General features: G+C 70.9%; 14 protein-coding genes and 1 rRNA gene. 7 read left to right on the forward strand and 8 right to left on the reverse strand.

Going from position 1 to position 16,617, the window contains the following annotated elements; all coding sequences use genetic code 11:
- Positions 1 to 52 precede the first annotated feature (52 nt).
- Positions 53 to 622, forward strand: coding sequence for a GNAT family N-acetyltransferase (locus BLT97_RS24215; RefSeq protein ID WP_093613645.1), 570 nt, complete (start codon positions 53 to 55; stop codon positions 620 to 622).
- 51 nt (positions 623 to 673) lie between these two features.
- Complete coding sequence (locus BLT97_RS24220) at positions 674 to 1,846, forward strand: winged helix-turn-helix domain-containing protein (protein WP_093613647.1); 1,173 nt, start codon at positions 674 to 676, stop codon at positions 1,844 to 1,846.
- A gap of 22 nt (positions 1,847 to 1,868) precedes the next feature.
- On the opposite strand, the gene BLT97_RS24225 is transcribed toward BLT97_RS24220, so the two are convergent.
- The 7 genes from BLT97_RS24225 to mtnA form a co-directional block, all read right to left on the reverse strand.
- The gene (locus tag BLT97_RS24225; RefSeq protein ID WP_093613649.1) at positions 1,869 to 2,630 is read right to left on the reverse strand and encodes a response regulator; all 762 of its coding nucleotides are present in this window, start codon (positions 2,628 to 2,630) and stop codon (positions 1,869 to 1,871) included.
- Positions 2,631 to 2,827: 197 nt separating this feature from the next.
- Entirely contained in the window at positions 2,828 to 3,520 is a 693-nt protein-coding gene (gene hpf / locus BLT97_RS24230) for a ribosome hibernation-promoting factor, HPF/YfiA family (RefSeq protein WP_093613651.1), read from the reverse strand.
- A gap of 351 nt (positions 3,521 to 3,871) precedes the next feature.
- Positions 3,872 to 4,639 (reverse strand): ComF family protein, encoded by a 768-nt coding sequence (locus tag BLT97_RS24240; RefSeq protein WP_093613655.1) that lies wholly within the window; start codon positions 4,637 to 4,639, stop codon positions 3,872 to 3,874.
- Between the two features lie 214 nt (positions 4,640 to 4,853).
- Positions 4,854 to 6,731, reverse strand: a complete 1,878-nt coding sequence (locus tag BLT97_RS24245) for an LpqB family beta-propeller domain-containing protein (RefSeq protein WP_342742769.1) — start codon at positions 6,729 to 6,731, stop codon at positions 4,854 to 4,856.
- Complete coding sequence (gene mtrB / locus BLT97_RS24250) at positions 6,721 to 8,811, reverse strand: MtrAB system histidine kinase MtrB (RefSeq protein WP_093613657.1); 2,091 nt, start codon at positions 8,809 to 8,811, stop codon at positions 6,721 to 6,723. The genes BLT97_RS24245 and mtrB overlap by 11 nt, the downstream gene beginning before the upstream one ends.
- Position 8,812: 1 nt before the next feature.
- Positions 8,813 to 9,490 carry a two-component system response regulator MtrA gene (mtrA, locus tag BLT97_RS24255; RefSeq protein WP_010356958.1) on the reverse strand — a complete coding sequence of 226 codons (678 nt, stop codon included), beginning with the start codon at positions 9,488 to 9,490 and terminating at the stop codon, positions 8,813 to 8,815.
- A gap of 204 nt (positions 9,491 to 9,694) precedes the next feature.
- Positions 9,695 to 10,843 carry an S-methyl-5-thioribose-1-phosphate isomerase gene (mtnA, locus tag BLT97_RS24260; RefSeq protein WP_093613659.1) on the reverse strand — a complete coding sequence of 383 codons (1,149 nt, stop codon included), beginning with the start codon at positions 10,841 to 10,843 and terminating at the stop codon, positions 9,695 to 9,697.
- A 149-nt stretch (positions 10,844 to 10,992) separates the two neighbouring features.
- Between mtnA and BLT97_RS24265 the strand changes: the two genes are divergently transcribed.
- Genes BLT97_RS24265 through BLT97_RS24285 form a run of 5 tightly spaced genes read left to right on the forward strand, consistent with a single transcriptional unit; the run spans position 10,993 to position 16,433 of the window.
- A complete protein-coding gene (locus tag BLT97_RS24265; RefSeq protein WP_093613661.1) occupies positions 10,993 to 12,258 on the forward strand; it encodes a DUF7847 domain-containing protein in 1,266 nt (421 codons plus the stop codon).
- A gap of 4 nt (positions 12,259 to 12,262) precedes the next feature.
- Positions 12,263 to 12,955 (forward strand): DUF4129 domain-containing protein, encoded by a 693-nt coding sequence (locus BLT97_RS24270; protein WP_093613663.1) that lies wholly within the window; start codon positions 12,263 to 12,265, stop codon positions 12,953 to 12,955.
- Positions 12,952 to 14,130, forward strand: a complete 1,179-nt coding sequence (locus tag BLT97_RS24275) for a DUF4350 domain-containing protein (protein ID WP_093613665.1) — start codon at positions 12,952 to 12,954, stop codon at positions 14,128 to 14,130. The genes BLT97_RS24270 and BLT97_RS24275 overlap by 4 nt, the downstream gene beginning before the upstream one ends.
- On the forward strand, positions 14,127 to 15,110 hold the full coding sequence (locus BLT97_RS24280) for an AAA family ATPase (RefSeq protein ID WP_093613667.1): 984 nt from the start codon (positions 14,127 to 14,129) through the stop codon (positions 15,108 to 15,110). Before BLT97_RS24275 ends, BLT97_RS24280 begins: the two co-directional genes overlap by 4 nt.
- Before the next feature lie 12 nt (positions 15,111 to 15,122).
- Positions 15,123 to 16,433, forward strand: a complete 1,311-nt coding sequence (locus tag BLT97_RS24285; RefSeq protein ID WP_093613669.1) for a DUF58 domain-containing protein — start codon at positions 15,123 to 15,125, stop codon at positions 16,431 to 16,433.
- 94 nt (positions 16,434 to 16,527) lie between these two features.
- Here BLT97_RS24285 and rrf read toward each other — a convergent pair.
- Positions 16,528 to 16,617 (reverse strand): 5S ribosomal RNA (gene rrf / locus BLT97_RS24290); the annotation flags it as partial.

Here is a 16,617-nt window from a genome sequence, read left to right on the forward strand (position 1 = left end):
TCACGAGGAAACCCACTGGCCAGGATCGACGGCCTGCGAGCACAATCCCGTGATGGACCACGTCACGCTCACCACCGACCGCCTCACCCTGCGCCCGCTCGGCCCCCAGGACATCGACGCGGTGTACGCCGCCTGCCAGGACCCCGAGGTCGGTCGCTGGACGACCACTCCCGTGCCGTACCGCCGCGAGGACGCGGAGAGCTTCGCCGGGACGATAGCCCCGGAGTCCTGGGAGAGCGGCAAGGAGTACTGCTTCGCCGTCCTGGACCGCGAAGGGCGGCTCGTCGCGGTGACCGGCCTGATGGAGCGCGTCGGCAACTCCCGCGAGATCGGCTTCTGGGCGGTCAAGGACCACCGGGGCCAGGGCTATATGACGGAGGCCGTGCGCGCGGTGACGCGCTGGTGCTTCGAGGAGCTGCGCGCCGACCGCATCGAGTGGAAGGCCGAGATCGGCAACCACCCCTCGCGTGCGGTGGCCGAGAAGGCCGGCTTCCAGATGGAGGGCGTCGCGCGCTCCAGCCTCCTGAACAAGGGGACCCGCCGGGACTGCTGGGTCGCCTCGCTGCTGCCGAGCGACCTCGGGCTGCCGTCGAAGGACCCGTATCTGCCGGCCCAGGGCTGAACTGCGGCCCACCGGGCGGCGATTGTCAGTCCCGCCTCGTACCGTACGTGCATGACCTCCACGCCTGCCGCCGTCCCGCTCTCCGCCGACGAGGCCCGCCGCATCGTGCTGCGCGCCCAGGGGTTCCTCGGGGCGCCCGACCGGCGCGCGGGGGTGCGCGGAGTGCTGCGGAGCCTGGGGTCGGTGCAGCTCGACACGATCTCGGTGCTGGCCCGCTCCCATGAGCTGATTCCGTACGCGCGGCTGGGCGCCGTGGGCCGCAGGACGGTCGAGGACGCGTACTGGACGGAGACGCACGCCTTCGAGTACTGGTCGCATGCCGCGTGCATCCTGCCCGTCGAGGAGTGGCCGCTCTTCGCATTCCGGCGCCGCGCCTACCGCGACCGGCCGCACTGGGGCCACCAGCTGGCGGACGGGGCGTACGAGCAGGTCATCAAGCAGCTCCGGGCCGAAGGTCCGCTCACGGCCACGGAGTTGGGCGGGGCGAAGAACAAGGGCGAGTGGTGGGACTGGTCCGACTCCAAGATCGCCGTGGAGCGCGCGCTGATGTACGGCGAGGTGGTCTGCACCGAGCGCCGCAGCTGGAAGCGGGTGTACGACCTGGCGGAGCGCGCCATCCCGGACCGCCTGCTCCATGACGACCTCGACGACCTCGAATGCCTGCGGCGCCTGGTCCGCCAGTCCGGCGAGGCCCTCGGGGTCGGCACGCGCGCGGACATCGCGGACTACCACCGCCTCAAGAGCGAGCAGTTCGACGCGGTGGTCGCGGACTCCGGCCTGGTGCCCGTGGAGGTCGAGGGCTGGGGCAAGCCGGCCTGGGCCGACCCGGCGGCGCTCGCCTCGCCACCGCGCGGCCGGCACCGTACGACGCTGCTCTCGCCCTTCGACTCGCTGATCTGGGAGCGGGCGCGCACCGAGCGGATCTTCGGCTTCACCCACCGCCTGGAGGCATACGTGCCGAAGCCGAAGCGGGTGTACGGCTACTTCGCGATGCCGCTGCTCGCCGGGGGCAAGCTCCTCGGCCGGGTGGACCCGGCGCGCGAGGGCAGCACCCTGGTGGCCCGGCACGCCTCGCTCGACACCGCGAAGGCGGTGGAGCCGATGGCCAAGGCCCTGGTGGAGGCGGCGAGTTGGGTGGGATGCGACACCGTGCGCGTGGAGCGAGTCACGCCCACCGAGCTGCGGGCCCCGCTGACGGCGGCGGTACGGGCGCTCACCGCCTAGCTACCGGTCCCGTTCCTACGGCTCACCGGATCTCGAGGATCTTCTCCCGCATCGCGTACACCACCGCCTCCATCCGGGAGTGCAGCTGCAGCTTCTCCAGGATGTTGCGGACATGGTTCTTCACGGTGTTCTCGGAGATGAACAGCTGCTTGGCGATGTCCCGGTTGTTCATTCCGGTCGCCACGAGCTTCAGGACCTCGAGCTCGCGGTCGGTCAGCCGCGGCGCGGGCACGAGCCGGCGCTCGTCGGTGCGCTGGATCATCGACTTGAACTCGGTGAGCAGCTTCGACGCCATCGACGGGCTGATCTGCGACTGCCCGTCCGCCACCGCGCGGATGGCCGTGGCCACCTCGTCGGTGGAGATCTCCTTGAGCAGATAGCCGGTGGCCCCGGCCTTGATCGCGTCGTAGAGGTCGGCCTCCTCGTCGCTGATCGTCAGCATGATGATCTTCGCGCTGGGGGCCACCTCCTTGATGGAGGTGCAGGCCTCGATGCCGCCGCGCTTGGGCATCCGCACGTCCATGAGGACGATGTCGGGCAGCAGGTCGGCGGCCTTGTCCACGGCCTCGGCCCCGTCGCCCGCCTCGCCCACCACCTGGATGTCCTCCTCCTGCGCGAGGACGATCTCGAGGCCGCGGCGGAACAGGGCGTGGTCGTCCACGACAAGGACCCGGATCGGCTCCTTGCGCGCGGCGTCCGGACCGGCGTCCTCGCCGATGCCCGAGCCGACGCGGACGCCGTCGTCGGCATCCTCGTCACGCATCGGTCCGAAACTGTCCGCCATCGTTCCTCCCCCTGAAGGCCGAGGCCTGCTGTGGTCCGCCAACCTGCGTCGGCAGTACGCGGGTTGGTCTGCGAGGCCATGATTTCATGCCCGGACGCCGGCGCAGTGCCCCCGAGGGCCTCAAGGGGTCGCACACCGGTGCCCCCGGGGCGCACGGAGCGTCCCCAGGGGCACCGACGGTCGGTCACCGCGGAACATCAGCCGCCGAGCGCACCGCCCGCACCGGGCGATTCGGCCTTGGCGACCATCGGGTCCGTGTTCAGGTGGATGACGCCGTAGTCGTAGGCGTGCCGCCGGTAGACGACACTCGGTTCCTTGGTCTCGGAGTCGACGAACAGATAGAAGTCGTGCCCGACCAGCTCCATCTCGTAGAGCGCCTGGTCGAGCGACATCGGGGCAGCCACGTGCGTCTTCTCGCGGACGACCAGCGGGCCCTCGCCCTGGATCTCCAGCGATCCGATGCGCTTGGTGGGCACCGCATCGTCCTCGCCCTCGGCTGCGGGCGTGCCGTCCCCGTTGAGCGTCGCGGCGCCCGGGACGCGGTCGGCCACCTCGGCCGCCGAGAGCCGGCCTGTGCCACGCCGGGAGGAGCGCTTGCTGTGCTGCTTGCGCAGTCGGGCTTCCAGCTTCTCCTGGGCCAGGTCCAGCGCCGCATAGGGGTCGCTTGCGGATGCCTCGGCCCGGATCACCGGACCGCGCGAACGGAGGGTGATCTCCACCCGGTCGCTGCGGTCGGCCTGCCGGGGGTTGGGCTCCTTGGACACCTCGACGTCGAGGCTGATCACCTTGCCGTCGAGCTTCTGGATCTTCTCCAGCTTCAGCTTCTCGGCCACGTGCTTGCGGAACCGCTCGGGCACCTCGGTCTTGCGGCCCTTGACGACGATGTCCACGCAGAACTCCGTTCCCGGATAGCTCCGCTCCTACAGGCGGAGCATCTCCCTTTTGCACCAGACTCCGGTGAGCCCCGGAGCCTCGGACTCGGTGACTTCCACCTCCTCCTCCCCCATGGGCAAGATCTCCACCCCACCTCTTGCGGGTGATTGCCGAAAGCCAACGGCAATCCACGCAAGGCGGCATTCCGATATACGAGGCGCGCTTCCCGGAAAAGTTCTTCGAAGCTTCTCCGGAGGCCTCACAACCGAACATATCTCGCCCGGACGGATGTCGTCACCCTCTACTGTCGCGTACCTCCGTTCAGGTGAACGTGCACTCTCACTACCTGCAACGATGCAAGTTCTCAGTCAGTTCCGGTTTATTTCGAAAGAATCCGGTGAAGCGGCAACGACCGCAGCCTGTGTTCGAAGGAATCCCGTGCTTCCCCCGTTCCGCGGTCTTTCCGCGCCCGGCGCCACCGGCGCGCTTTGCGGCCGTGTCACGGCACGCAATGCACGGGCCGCTTCGGTCAGCGAGGCGCCGGTCGTCATGAGGTCGTCCACCAGCACCACCCGTCCCGTGGCCAACAACCGTTCCGTACCCGGAAAAACGTCCAACGCACCCGTCAGGTTCACCAGCCTCTGTCTCGCGTCGAGCCCCGACTGGTCCGCCACCGCCCGCCGCTGGCGCAGCACCGACAGCACCCGCGCTGGCACCCCGTCCCGCCGCAGGGCGCGGGAGGCGGCCAGCGCGATCCGGCGGACCGGATCATGCCCGCGCGCGGCCGTCGCCCGCCGGGCCGACGGCACCGGCACGAGCAGCAGCGGCCCGCCGTCCTGCCGCGGTCCTGCCCCTGCGCGCACCGCCTGCGCGAGCGCCTCGCCCAGCGCTCCGGCGAGGACCAGAGCGCCGCGCTCCTTGTGCGCGAGCAGCACCGCGCGCACCGCGTCCGCGTAGGGCGCCGCCGCGTGCACGACCGGCAGCCCGGGCGGTGCGGGCCACGGACGTACCCGTCGCGGAACAGCCCCGCACAGTGCTCTGCGACAGGGCTCGCACAGCGCTGTACGGGCGCGACCACAGCCACCGCAGTCGGCCGGCAGCACCAGGTCGGTGAAGTCCTGCCACCACCCCCGCATGTCCCCACTGTGCCAAGCGGGATGACGTCCGGCCACCCCTGTGGATAACTGCACGCAACGTGACGGTGCTGTGGACAACTCCGTACGGGAAACGGGGGTTGAGGGCCGCCTACCCGAGCGGCCGGAGTTCACGCGGGCGTCGGGCTGCTGGGCAGGACATGAGCCCGTGCCGAGAGGGTTCGAGCCGTCACCCCGGATGGAGAAGCCGGAGCCATCACCCGGGATAGACCGGAGCCGTCCCGTCCTTGTCCACCGGCTTCCAGTCCTCGCCGTCGACGAGCCGCACGATCCCGTCCGTCTCGGACCGCGCCACGAGCGGCAGGTCCGGGGCCTCGGCCGCCGAGACGGCCGTGACGTCGGCCAGACCGGGCAGCGTCGGCTCGTCCGGAAGCAGCGAACCGTCGCTCTGCACGAACCGCATCTGCTGCACCCCTTCGACCGCGCGGCCCACCAGCAGAAGCCGGCTGCCACCGGCCCAGGACACCGCCGTGACCTCCTCCATCTTCGGGGCGGCGGGGCGCAGTTCGGCCACGGTCAGCTGAGGAACGCCGCCCTTGGAGCCGCGCTCGATCCGGCCGACGTTCAGCGTGGTCCTGCCGTCCTTCTCGATGAGCAGCGCGATACGGACACCGTCCGCGGCGACCCGTACCGCCTTGACCCGTCCGATGCCGTCCTTGCCCAGCGGCCGGTCGAACCCGACCTCCACCGGTTCGCCCTGCCCCTTGGCCAGCCACAGCAGCCGCGGCTTCTTCGGGTCCGCGTCGGCCACCCACAGGTCACCGCGTCCGTCCCAACTGGGCGCCGTGAGACGGTCCCCCTCCTTCTCGGCGGTGCTGGTCACCTGGGTCTTCTCGGACTGGGTCTTGTCGATCAGCGCACCGATGAACAGCGAACGCCCGTCCCCGGACACACCGGCGCCCCACTTCTCGTTGCGCGACACGGCCGCCGACCGCAGCTCCTGCTTCCCCTCGCCGAGCGCGCCCGGCACCGCCGTGGGCTCCTCGGCGCCCTTGGAGATCTGCACCAGCCGGTGCTTCTTGTCCACGAAGTACTGGGACTTGGGCTTCGCCGCGGCGTCCGGCGCGAAGGTCTGGGCCTCGCTGCGGCCGAGGACGCAGAGCGACGAAGCCCCGTCGGAGCGCAGCAGTTCGACCTGGTCGATGCCGGACGGCGCGGTCAGGTTGTTCAGCGTGAAGTAGATCTGGGCGGCCATCTCCTTGCAGCGGTCCTGCCCGATGTCGTCCGCCTTCTTGTTCAGCGGCACCCGCAGATGCTTCTGGTCGTCCGGCGTGAGCTCCTTGGTGCCCTTGCGCAGCGCCGTACCGCTGGGGAAACGCGAAGACACCACCGTGTCCAGCCAGTTGGTCGGCCCGGCGAGGAGCTCCTCCACGACGTCGGTCAGCTGCGGGTCCGGATCACCGCGTACGTAGACGGGGTCGGCGACCAGGGGGTCCGACGGCGGATTCGCCTCGTCGCCCCGGGAGTCGCCCGACGCGTAGTAGTACTTGTCCACGGGCTTGTAGAGCCGCTGGAAGTCGGGCTCACCGAGCACCACACCCTGGGGCGGGGAGGCGATACGCCACTGCTCGTTGCCCTTCTTGCCTTCCTTGACGAGCTGGATGGCCTCCGCGTAATCCGGCGCTTCGAGCTCGGGCCGGTAGGCGTGATCGGCGTCGAGGGTCGCCACACGGGTGCCGGTCAGCTGGTAGGTGCGGCTCTGCGAGTCCTGGCCCTGGCCCTGCTCGGGCTTCTGCGGACCCGCCTTCGGCCCATCCGCGAGAATCGTCGTGGAGCTGTCGGGGTCCCAGTCCTTCGCGGCATCGGCCGTCAGGTATTTGCGGGCGATCGAGAAGTCGGGATCGTCACCGGTCAGCGTCTCCAGGAAGCCGTCGATGATCTCCCCGGGCTGGGCGTCGTCCTTCGGCGGCGCCGCGAACACACGCACCTTCGGCTTGTTGGGCGAGGCGTCCACCGGCTCGGGCTCGCCGCTGCTGGGCATCGACGCGCAGGCCGACAGCAGCACACCGCCGCAGCTGAGCAGCGCGATCCTGCGGACCAACGGCCGCCTGCGCCCGGCCCGTTCAGCGCCCACGGCTGTCCTCCCCTTCACTCACGCCTTCGCCCGCGCCGTCCCCGCGCCGCGATCCGTCCACCTCGGCCCCGGTCTCGGTGTCGGTCCCGGCCGCGGTCTCCGTCCCGATCTCGTCGTCCCTGCTCCGGGTCGGGCGCGGCACCACGCGCGCGCCGTTGCCCGGCAGGGCCGCCGGGTCCACCGTGCTCGGGCGGGATGCGGATACGGAGACGGCGGAGGGTATCGGCCCCGGCACGCGCTCCTGGGCGGCCGACTGGGCCGGCACCGTGGCGCGCTTGCTCTGACCACCGGACGGCAGTCCCGCCTCGCTCAGTCCGCGGTTGCGGCGCGAGTCCTCCGGCTCCAGCGGTATCGGCGAACCGCGCAACGGCTCGTCCGCGGTACGCGGCAACGTGAGCCGGAACTGCGAACCACCGCCCGGCTCACCCCAGGCCTGGAGCCAGCCGCCGTGCAGCCGCGCGTCCTCCAGGGCGATCGACAGGCCGAGGCCGGTGCCGCCGGTGGTGCGGGCGCGGGCCGGGTCGGCCCGCCAGAAACGGTTGAACACCCGGGTCGCCTCGCCCGGCTTGAGCCCGACCCCGTAGTCCCGTACGGCCACCGCGACGGCACCGCCGGCCGCGCCGAGCCGCACGACGACATCCTTGCCGTCGCCGTGCTCCACCGCGTTGACCACGAGGTTGCGCAGCACGCGCTCGACGCGCCGGGCGTCCGCCTCCGCTATCACCGGCTGCGCGTCGCCGACGATCCGGATCCGGCTGCCCTTGCGCTCGGCCAGCGGCTCGGCACCGCCCACGACCCTGCGCACGACTTCGCGCAGATCTATGGGCTCGGCCTCGAGCGCAGCCGCCCCCGCGTCGAACCGGCTGATCTCCAGCAGGTCGGCGAGCAGCGACTCGAAACGGTCGAGCTGATCCGTGAGCAGCTCCGCCGAACGCGCGGTCACCGGGTCGAAGTCGACGCGCGCCTCGTGGATGACATCGGCGGCCATACGGACCGTGGTCAGCGGGGTGCGCAGCTCGTGCGAGACATCGGAGACGAACCGCCGCTGCATCCGCGACAGCTCCTCGAGCTGCTGGATCTTCAGCTGGAGGTTCTGCGCCATCTTGTTGAAGGCCTCGCCGAGCCGCGCGATGTCGTCCTCGCCGGTGACCTTCATCCGCTCCTGGAGCTTGCCGGCCGAGAGCCGCTCGGCGATCCCGGCGGCCATCCGCACGGGCGTCACGACCTGGCGCACGACGAGCCAGGCGATGGCGCCGAGCAGCACGACGACGAACAGCCCCGCCGTCGCCAGCGTGCCCTTGACCAGGGTGAGGGTCTTCTCCTCCTGGGTCAGGGGGAAGGCGTAGTAGAGCTGGTACGGGTCCCCGTTGATGTCGTCGAGGCGCTTGCCGATGAGGAGCGCGGGCTCCGGCTCACGTCCGGAATCCGCGTCGTAGACGAGGGTGGAGAAACTCCGGAAGGCACCCGAGTGCCGGTCGATCTCCTGGCGCAGGTCCTGCGGCACCGTCAGCTCGGGCTCCACGTCGCCGGAGGCGCGCGGCAGCCGGTTCCCGCCCGCACCGCCGTCGGCGCTGGACGCGATCGCCAGCACATGGAAGGCGTCCTGCCCGCCACTGGCCAGCTGCTCGACCATCTGGGTCAGCCCGTCCACGCCGGAACCGCCGCGCGCCGCACGGTCCGCCCGGTCGGCGCCGGGAGACCCGACGAAGTCGGCCGCGGCGCTGAACCCGCCCGTGGCCTGGATCTGCGCGGCGTTCTTCCGCGCCTCGAGCAGGCCGTTGCTCACCTGGCTGACGACGACGAAGCCGAGCACGAGCACCACGGTGATGGACATCAGCAGGGTGCTCGCGACCACGCGCAGCTGGATGTTGCGCCGCCACAACCGCATCACGGGCAGCAGCGGACGACGCACCCAGCGCGTGAACAGCCGCAGAAAGAGGCTGCTCTGCACCCCGTCCTGCAGCAGCTGCCCGCCGGTGCGGAACCGCCCGATCAGGGACGTGCGCCCGACGGGGCCCACCGGCCGCTCCGGGCGCCGGCCCGACTGCCCGGACGCCGAAGCGGCACTGTCCCTGGGCACGTCAGCTCGGTCCGGCCTTGTAGCCGACGCCGCGTACGGTCACCACGATCTCGGGGCGCTCGGGGTCCTTCTCGACCTTCGAACGCAGCCGCTGCACATGCACATTGACCAGCCGCGTGTCCGCCGCGTGCCGGTAACCCCAGACCTGCTCCAGGAGCACCTCACGCGTGAACACCTGCCACGGCTTACGGGCCAGCGCGACCAGGAGGTCGAACTCGAGCGGCGTCAGCGCGATCGACTGACCGTCCCGCTTCACCGAGTGCCCAGCCACGTCGATGACGAGGTCACCGATGGTCAGCTGCTCCGGAGCGGGCTCCTCGGACCTCCGCAGCCGCGCCCGGATACGGGCCACGAGCTCCTTCGGCTTGAACGGCTTCACGATGTAGTCGTCCGCGCCCGACTCGAGCCCGACCACCACATCGACGGTGTCGCTTTTGGCGGTGAGCATCACGATCGGCACGCCGGACTCGGCCCGGATCAGACGGCAGACCTCGATGCCGTCCCGACCGGGCAGCATGAGGTCCAGCAACACCAGATCGGGCTTGGCCTCACGGAACGCGGCCAGCGCCTTGTCCCCGTCCGCTACGAACGACGGCTCAAAACCTTCTCCGCGCAGCACGATGCCAAGCATCTCTGCCAGTGCGGTGTCGTCGTCGACGACAAGGACTCGTCCCTTCATGTCGACATCATCCCATTCTCGTAACGGTGGAGTAGGCCCTGGTGAGGTAGGTCACGGCCCCGTGACGCTAGTCGCCTGGAGCAGTCACTGTCTGCCCCTGTGCACAGACGCCGACACACAGCGGCCCACACAGGCCGGACGAGCCTCGAACCGGCGTACGAAACAGGGAAGTTGGCCGGAACCTCCCGCCCCGCGGGCCCGCACTCAGCCCGCGCCGCCCCCGGACCCGCGGGCCACCAGCTCGGCCAGCGCATCGGCTGTGACCGGAGACACCACACCCTGCTCGGTGACGATCGCCGTCACGAGCTCGGGCGGCGTCACATCGAACGCCGGGTTGTACGCCTGCGTGCCCAACGGCGCCACCGGGATCCCGCCCCCGACCTCGGCACCGGCCGTCGGCAGCTGCGCCGCGGCGAACTCGGTCACCTCATGCCCCGCTCGCTGCTCCACCTCGATCGCGTCCCCGTCCGGGGTGTCCTCGTCGACGGTGCTCAGCGGCGCCACCACGATGAACGGCACATGGTGGTACCGGGCGAGCACCGCGAGCGGATAGCTCCCCACCTTGTTCGCCACCGCCCCGTCCGCCGCGATCCGGTCCGCCCCGATCAGCACGGCGTCCACCTCGCCCGCCGCGAACAGCGAGCCCGCCGCGTTGTCGGTCAGCAAGGTGTACGGCATGTCATTGCGGGCCGCCTCGTACGCGGTGAGCCGCGCCCCCTGCAGCAGAGGCCGGGTCTCGTCCACCCAGAGCCGGCGCAGCTTGCCGCCCCGGTGCGCTTCGAGCGCCACCGCGAACGCCGTGCCCTCGCCGCCGGACACCAGCGCACCCGTGTTGCAGTGCGTGAGAATCCGGTGGGTGCCGCCGGACAACAGCTCGTCGAGCAGCGTGAGACCGTGCCGCGCCATCTGCCGGCCGGCCTCCGCGTCCTCCTGGTGCAGGGCCCGTGCCTCGGCGAGGGCCGCCGCAGCCGCCTCCTTCTCACCGGCCCCGGACCGGACCGCCGCCCGATGGGCATCGCGCGCGCGGGCCACGCCGCGGGCGAGGTTGACCGCGGTGGGCCGCGCGGTGGCGAGGGACTGTGCCGCCTCCTCGACGTCGAAGCCGCGCGCCGCAGCCAGCGCCACCCCGTACGCACCCGCGATCCCGAGCAGAGGCGCGCCGCGCACCGCCAGTGTCTGGATCGCCTGCACCAGGGCAGGCGCGTCGGTACACACCCACTCCACTTCCTCGGCAGGCAGCCGTGTCTGGTCGAGGAGTACGACCACCGGGCCTTCGGGTGGCTCCTCCCAGCGGATCGCGGGGATGAACTCGGGCCGGCCGTCCTTGCGGGAGGGTGCGTAGTGATCAGCCATCCGCTCAGTCTGCCCCGTACCAGGCGGACAATTGAAGGTGTACAGCCCTTGCAGTGCCCCGCCTGCCCGGTCCACGAACGGGTACGCCGTGGCACGATGGCTGCCAACCCGCCGCCGCGCACGCGGACGGGCACCGTGAAGGAGCGACGATGAACGACACTCCGGGCTGGGCCTCGCCCGGATCTGCCCCCTCCGATGGACAGTCCGACGGGCAGCCCTCGGGACAGGACCCCGCCGTGCCCCGCCCCGCCGGATCTCCCGACCAGCAGGATGCCGCTCCCGACAAGTGGTCCAAGCAGCAGCCGCCGGCCGGCCAGTGGTCCGCACCCGGCGCCCCCGGGCAGCAACCCGCTCCCGGTCCCCAGCAGTGGGGCGGCCCCTCGACCCCGCCCGGCCGGGGCCCCGGCTGGAACGCACCGCCGGCGGCGGCCAAGCCCGGCGTCATCCCGCTCCGTCCCCTGGGGGTCGGCGAGATCCTCGACGGCGCCGTGTCGACGATGCGTACGCACTGGCGCACGGTGCTCGGCATCTCCCTCACGGTGGCAGTGATCACCGAGATCGTGGCGATCCTGCTGCAGGGCTTCGTCCTCAACAGCGACGCCAGCACGGCCGTCCTCGACGACCCCGACGCCACGGTCGGCGAACTCACCGGCGCCATGGTCGACGTCATGCGCGACACCGGTGTCCTGCTCGTCCTCTCCCTGCTGGCCACCTTCGTGGTGACGGCCCTCCTGACGATGGTCACGAGCCGCGCGGTGCTCGGGAAGTCCGTCACGATCGGCGAGGCCTGGCAGGACGCCCGGCCTCAGCTCCCGCGTCTGCTCGGCCTCACGTTCCTGCTGCCCCTGATGGCGGCGGGCGTGGTCGCGGCCGGTGCCCTTCCCGGCATCCTCGTGGCCGCCGCCGGGGCCTCCGAGGGAGGTGCGGCGCTGGCGATCCTGGGCGGCCTCGCCGCCTTCGTCGTGGCGCTCTGGCTGATGGTGCGCTTCTCGCTGTCCTCGCCGGCGCTGATGCTCGAGAAGCAGACGATCCGCAAGGCCCTGACCCGCTCGGCCAAGTTGGTACGCGGCTCCTGGTGGCGGGTCTTCGGCATCCAGCTGCTCGCGGCGATCCTGGTCAACATCGTGGTGTCGATCATCGTCATCCCCTTCTCCTTCCTGGCGGGCGCCCTGAGCGGCGACGGGATGACCGGCTTCCTGGAGACCGGCGGGAACACCGGCTGGACGTTCCTGATCATCACGGGCATCGGCTCGGTGGTCGGCTCCATGCTGGCCTTCCCGATCACCGCGGGAGTCAGCGTCCTGCTCTACATCGACCTGCGGATCCGCCGCGAAGCACTCGACCTCGAGCTCGCCCGCGCGGCCGGTGTGCAGCAGTCCGGCCCCGGCACCTCCGGCCCGCGCCCCGGGAGCTGATGCGGTGATCTTGTCGGGGGGAACCACGTACACGGCACTGCCGCGACTGTTCACCGGCGAGGAGCCGCCGGTGACGGTCCCGCGCGATCCGGCACGGGAGGCCGCCGAGCGCGAGCTGTCCGATCCGCGATACCACCAGAACGACCCGAGCCTGCTCGAACGCGTCATGGACCGTCTCTGGGAGTGGATCGGCGATCTCTTCAGCGCCGCATCGGGGGCCACCCCGGGCGGCGCGCTGGGCCTGCTCGTCATCGCCGTCTTCGTGCTGCTGCTCGTGGCCGCGCTCTGGTGGCGGCTCGGCACCCCCCGACGCACCCCCACGACCTCGCCCCAGCTGTTCGACGACCGCCCGCGGAGCGCAGCCGAACACCGCGCCGCCGCCGAGGCACACGCGGCGGCCCAGCACTGGAACCAGGCCGTCCAGGAACGGATGCGCGCCATCGTGCGCTCCCTCGAGGAACGGGCCCTCCTCGACGAACGTCCCGGCCGCACCGCCGACGAAGCCGCAGCCGACGCAGGCCGCGCACTGCCGGCCCACACGGACCGCCTGCGCGCGGCAGCCCGCTCTTTCGACGACGTCACATACGGTGGCCGTACGGCGGACGAAGGCGCGTACCGACGCCTCGCCGACCTCGACCGTGAACTCGAGCAGACCCGGCCCGCCCTCAGCGGCGCCGGCCAGGGGGCCGCCGGATGACCGAGGCCCACACCACCACCTCGGTCTCCCCCACCGCCCGCCACGTGTGGACGCGCTCCCGCGGACTCCTGCTCGCCGTCACCGTGCTCCTGATCGCCGGCATCGCCATCGCGGCCGTCCGCTCGGGCGACCAGCACGGCCGGCTCGACCCGCGCTCCTTCGACCCGTCCGGCAGCAGGGCCGTTGCGGAACTCCTCAAGGACCAAGGAGTCGACACCCGAGTCGTCACCACGTCCACCGCCGCGGCCGAAGCCGCCGGCCCCGACACCACGCTCCTGGTCGCCTCCCCCGATCTCCTGACGGAAAAGCAGCAGACAGCGCTGCACGAGGCGACGCAGAACTCCGGCGGCCGCACCGTGCTCGTCTCGCCCGGCCCCGCCTCGGTCGACCGCCTGGCACCGGGCATCACGGCATCGGTGCCGGGCTTCGAATCCGCGCTGAAGCCGGGCTGCGCCCTGCCCGAGGCGGTACGCGCCGGCGACGCCGACACCGGCGGCATGCGCTATACGGTCTCGGATGAACAGGCCACGTCCTGCTACCCGGAGGACGGCGAACCGACCCTGGTGCATCTGCCCACCAGAGACGGCGAGACCGTGGTGCTCGGCGGCCCCGGCCTCCTCCTGAACGACCTGCTCGACGACCGTGGCAACGCCTCGCTCGCCCTTCAACTCCTCGGTTCCCGCCCGCATCTGGTCTGGTACCTCCCCTCCCTGGGCGACTCAGCCGCCACCGACGGCGGCGACCGCAGCTTCACCGACCTGATCCCTTCCGGCTGGCTCTGGGGCACGCTCCAACTCACCGTGGCCGCAGCCCTTGCAGCCCTCTGGCGCGCCCGCCGCCTCGGCCCTCTCGTGCCCGAACGACTGCCGGTCGCCATCCGCGCCTCCGAAGCCGCCGAAGGCAGAGCGCGCCTCTACCGCAAGGCCAACGCCCGCGATCGCGCCGCGACAGCCCTGCGCACCGCAGCCCTCACCCGCCTCGCCCCGCTCGTCGGCGTCCCGCCATCGCACGCACTCAGCCCGGAGGAAATGCTCCCCGCGCTGTCGACCCGGCTCCCTGACGGAACCAGGGACCTGCACTCCCTCCTGTTCGGCCCGCCCCCCGGTGACGACGCAGCCCTGATCGCACTCGCCGACCAACTCGACGCCCTCGAAAGAGAGGTACGCACCTCATGAGCGCCCCGATCTCCGACACCCCCGGGAACGCGGACCGCGCCCGCTCCTCCCTGGAGGCCCTGCGCGCCGAGATCGCCAAGGCCGTCGTCGGCCAGGACCCGGCCGTCACCGGCCTGGTGGTCGCCCTCCTCTGCCGCGGCCACGTCCTTCTCGAGGGAGTCCCCGGCGTCGCCAAGACCCTTCTCGTACGCGCCCTGGCCTCATCCCTCGAACTGGACACCAAGCGCGTCCAGTTCACCCCCGACCTGATGCCCAGCGACGTCACCGGCTCCCTGGTCTACGACGCCCGCACCGCTGAGTTCTCCTTCCAACCCGGCCCTGTCTTCACAAATCTCCTCCTCGCCGACGAGATCAACCGCACCCCGCCGAAGACCCAGTCCTCCCTCCTGGAGGCCATGGAGGAGCGCCAGGTCACCGTCGACGGCACCCCTCGCGCGCTCCCCGAACCGTTCCTCGTCGCCGCCACTCAGAACCCGGTCGAGTACGAGGGCACGTACCCCCTCCCCGAAGCCCAGCTCGACCGCTTCCTGCTCAAACTGAACGTGCCTCTCCCCTCCCGCCAGGACGAGATCTCCGTCCTCACCCGGCACGCAGAGGGCTTCAACCCCCGCGATCTGAACGCCGCAGGGCTCCGCCCCGTCGCCGGCCCTGCCGATCTCGAGGCAGCCCGAGCCGCCGTGGCCAAGACGGCTGTCTCCCCTGAAATCACCGGCTACGTAGTGGACATCTGCCGCGCCACCCGCGAATCCCCGTCACTCACTCTTGGTGTCTCGCCGCGAGGTGCGACCGCTCTGCTCTCCACCGCACGCGCCTGGGCCTGGCTCACCGGCCGCGACTACGTCACGCCCGACGACGTCAAAGCTCTGGCCCTGCCCACCCTTCGGCACCGCATCCAACTCCGCCCGGAGGCAGAGATGGAAGGCGTGACTGCCGACTCCGTCATCACCGCGATCCTCGCCAACGTCCCCGTACCCCGCTGAGTCGAGGACCCCATGGCACTCACCGGTCGGGCCGCCCTGCTCGCGGCCCTTGGCTCCGTCCCCGTAGGTCTGCTCGAGCCCAGCTGGACTGGCATCCTCGCGGTCAATTCACCCCTCGCACTCGCAATGATGTGCGACTACGTCCTTGCTGCGCCAGTGCGTTCGCTTCGCTTCACTCGATCTGGTGATACGTCCGTCCGGCTCGGTGACCCTGCCGACGTCACGCTCACCATTGAGAACCCATCCAATCGCCCGCTGCGCGCCCAACTCCGCGACGCCTGGCCCCCGAGCAGCTGGACCACCGGCACGGAAACGGACGCCTCACGCCATCGCGTAGACGTTCCCTCCAGCGAACGACGGCGCGTCATCACCCGTCTCACCCCAACTCGTCGAGGCGACCGCGAAGCGGCGCAGATCACCGTCCGCTCGTACGGTCCGCTCGGTCTTCTAACTCGGCAAGGCAGCCACAAAGTTCCCTGGACGGTCCGCGTCCTGCCGCCCTTCCACAGTCGCAGGCACCTGCCGGCGAAGCTCGCGCGCCTGCGTGAACTCGACGGCCGTACCAGCCTGTTGACCCGAGGCGAAGGCACAGAGTTCGACAGTCTCAGGGACTACGTGCCAGGCGACGACACCCGCTCCATCGACTGGCGCGCCACCGCCCGCCAGTCCGCCGTGGCAGTCCGCACATGGCGCCCCGAGCGCGACCGCCGCATCCTGCTGGTCCTGGACACCGGCCGTACGTCGGCAGGCCGGGTCGGCGACGCGCCCCGCCTCGACGCATCCATGGACGCAGCCCTCCTCCTGGCAGCGCTGGCCACACGCGCCGGCGATCGCGTGGACCTTCTCGCCTACGACCGCCGCGTCCGCGCCCTGGTCCAGGGCAAGGCCGCCGGCGACGTCCTGCCGTCCTTCGTCAACGCCATGGCAACCCTCGAACCCGAGCTCATCGAAACCGATGCCCGCGGCCTGGCGTCCACGACGCTGCATACGGCATCACGACGCTCCCTGATCGTCCTCCTTACGAGCCTCGACGCAGCACCGGTGGAGGAAGGCCTCCTCCCCGTGCTCCCCCAACTCACCAAACGCCACACCGTCGTTGTGGTCGCAGTCGCCGACCCCCGCATCCAGAAAATGGCCACCACACGTGGCACAACGGACGGGGTCTACGAGGCAGCTGCCGCAGCACAAGCACAGGCAGAACGCGGTCGTACAGCGGAGAAGCTCACCCGCCACGGTGTCACGGTCGTCGACGCCGCACCGGACCAGCTCGCCTCCGCTCTCGCCGACGCTTACCTCGCGCTCAAGGCAGCCGGCCGCCTCTGAGCGCGGAGACAGTCGCAAAGAGCAGCGACAAATATTGTCCTGAAAAACAAGAAAACCCCCGAGTCAACGACTCGGGGGTTTTCTCTCACATTTAGTTCGGCGGCGTCCTACTCTCCCACAGGGTCCCCCCTGCAGTACCATCGGCGCTGTGAGGCTTAGCTTCCGGGTTCGGAATGTAACCGGG

It is taken from the genome of Streptomyces indicus (genome assembly GCF_900100315.1).
GTDB classification, from domain to species: domain Bacteria; phylum Actinomycetota; class Actinomycetes; order Streptomycetales; family Streptomycetaceae; genus Streptomyces; species Streptomyces indicus.

Excerpts from the sequence above, each read along its gene's own strand:
- BLT97_RS24215 (WP_093613645.1), top strand. The coding sequence starts at position 53 with ATGGACCACGTCACGCTCACCACCGACCGCCTCACCCTGCGCCCGCTC.
- BLT97_RS24220 (WP_093613647.1), top strand. The coding sequence starts at position 674 with ATGACCTCCACGCCTGCCGCCGTCCCGCTCTCCGCCGACGAGGCCCGC.
- BLT97_RS24225 (WP_093613649.1), bottom strand. The coding sequence starts at position 2,630 with ATGGCGGACAGTTTCGGACCGATGCGTGACGAGGATGCCGACGACGGC.
- BLT97_RS24240 (WP_093613655.1), bottom strand. The coding sequence starts at position 4,639 with ATGCGGGGGTGGTGGCAGGACTTCACCGACCTGGTGCTGCCGGCCGAC.
- mtrA (WP_010356958.1), bottom strand. The coding sequence starts at position 9,490 with ATGAAGGGACGAGTCCTTGTCGTCGACGACGACACCGCACTGGCAGAG.
- mtnA (WP_093613659.1), bottom strand. The coding sequence starts at position 10,843 with ATGGCTGATCACTACGCACCCTCCCGCAAGGACGGCCGGCCCGAGTTC.
- BLT97_RS24265 (WP_093613661.1), top strand. The coding sequence starts at position 10,993 with ATGAACGACACTCCGGGCTGGGCCTCGCCCGGATCTGCCCCCTCCGAT.
- BLT97_RS24275 (WP_093613665.1), top strand. The coding sequence starts at position 12,952 with ATGACCGAGGCCCACACCACCACCTCGGTCTCCCCCACCGCCCGCCAC.
- BLT97_RS24280 (WP_093613667.1), top strand. The coding sequence starts at position 14,127 with ATGAGCGCCCCGATCTCCGACACCCCCGGGAACGCGGACCGCGCCCGC.
- BLT97_RS24285 (WP_093613669.1), top strand. The coding sequence starts at position 15,123 with ATGGCACTCACCGGTCGGGCCGCCCTGCTCGCGGCCCTTGGCTCCGTC.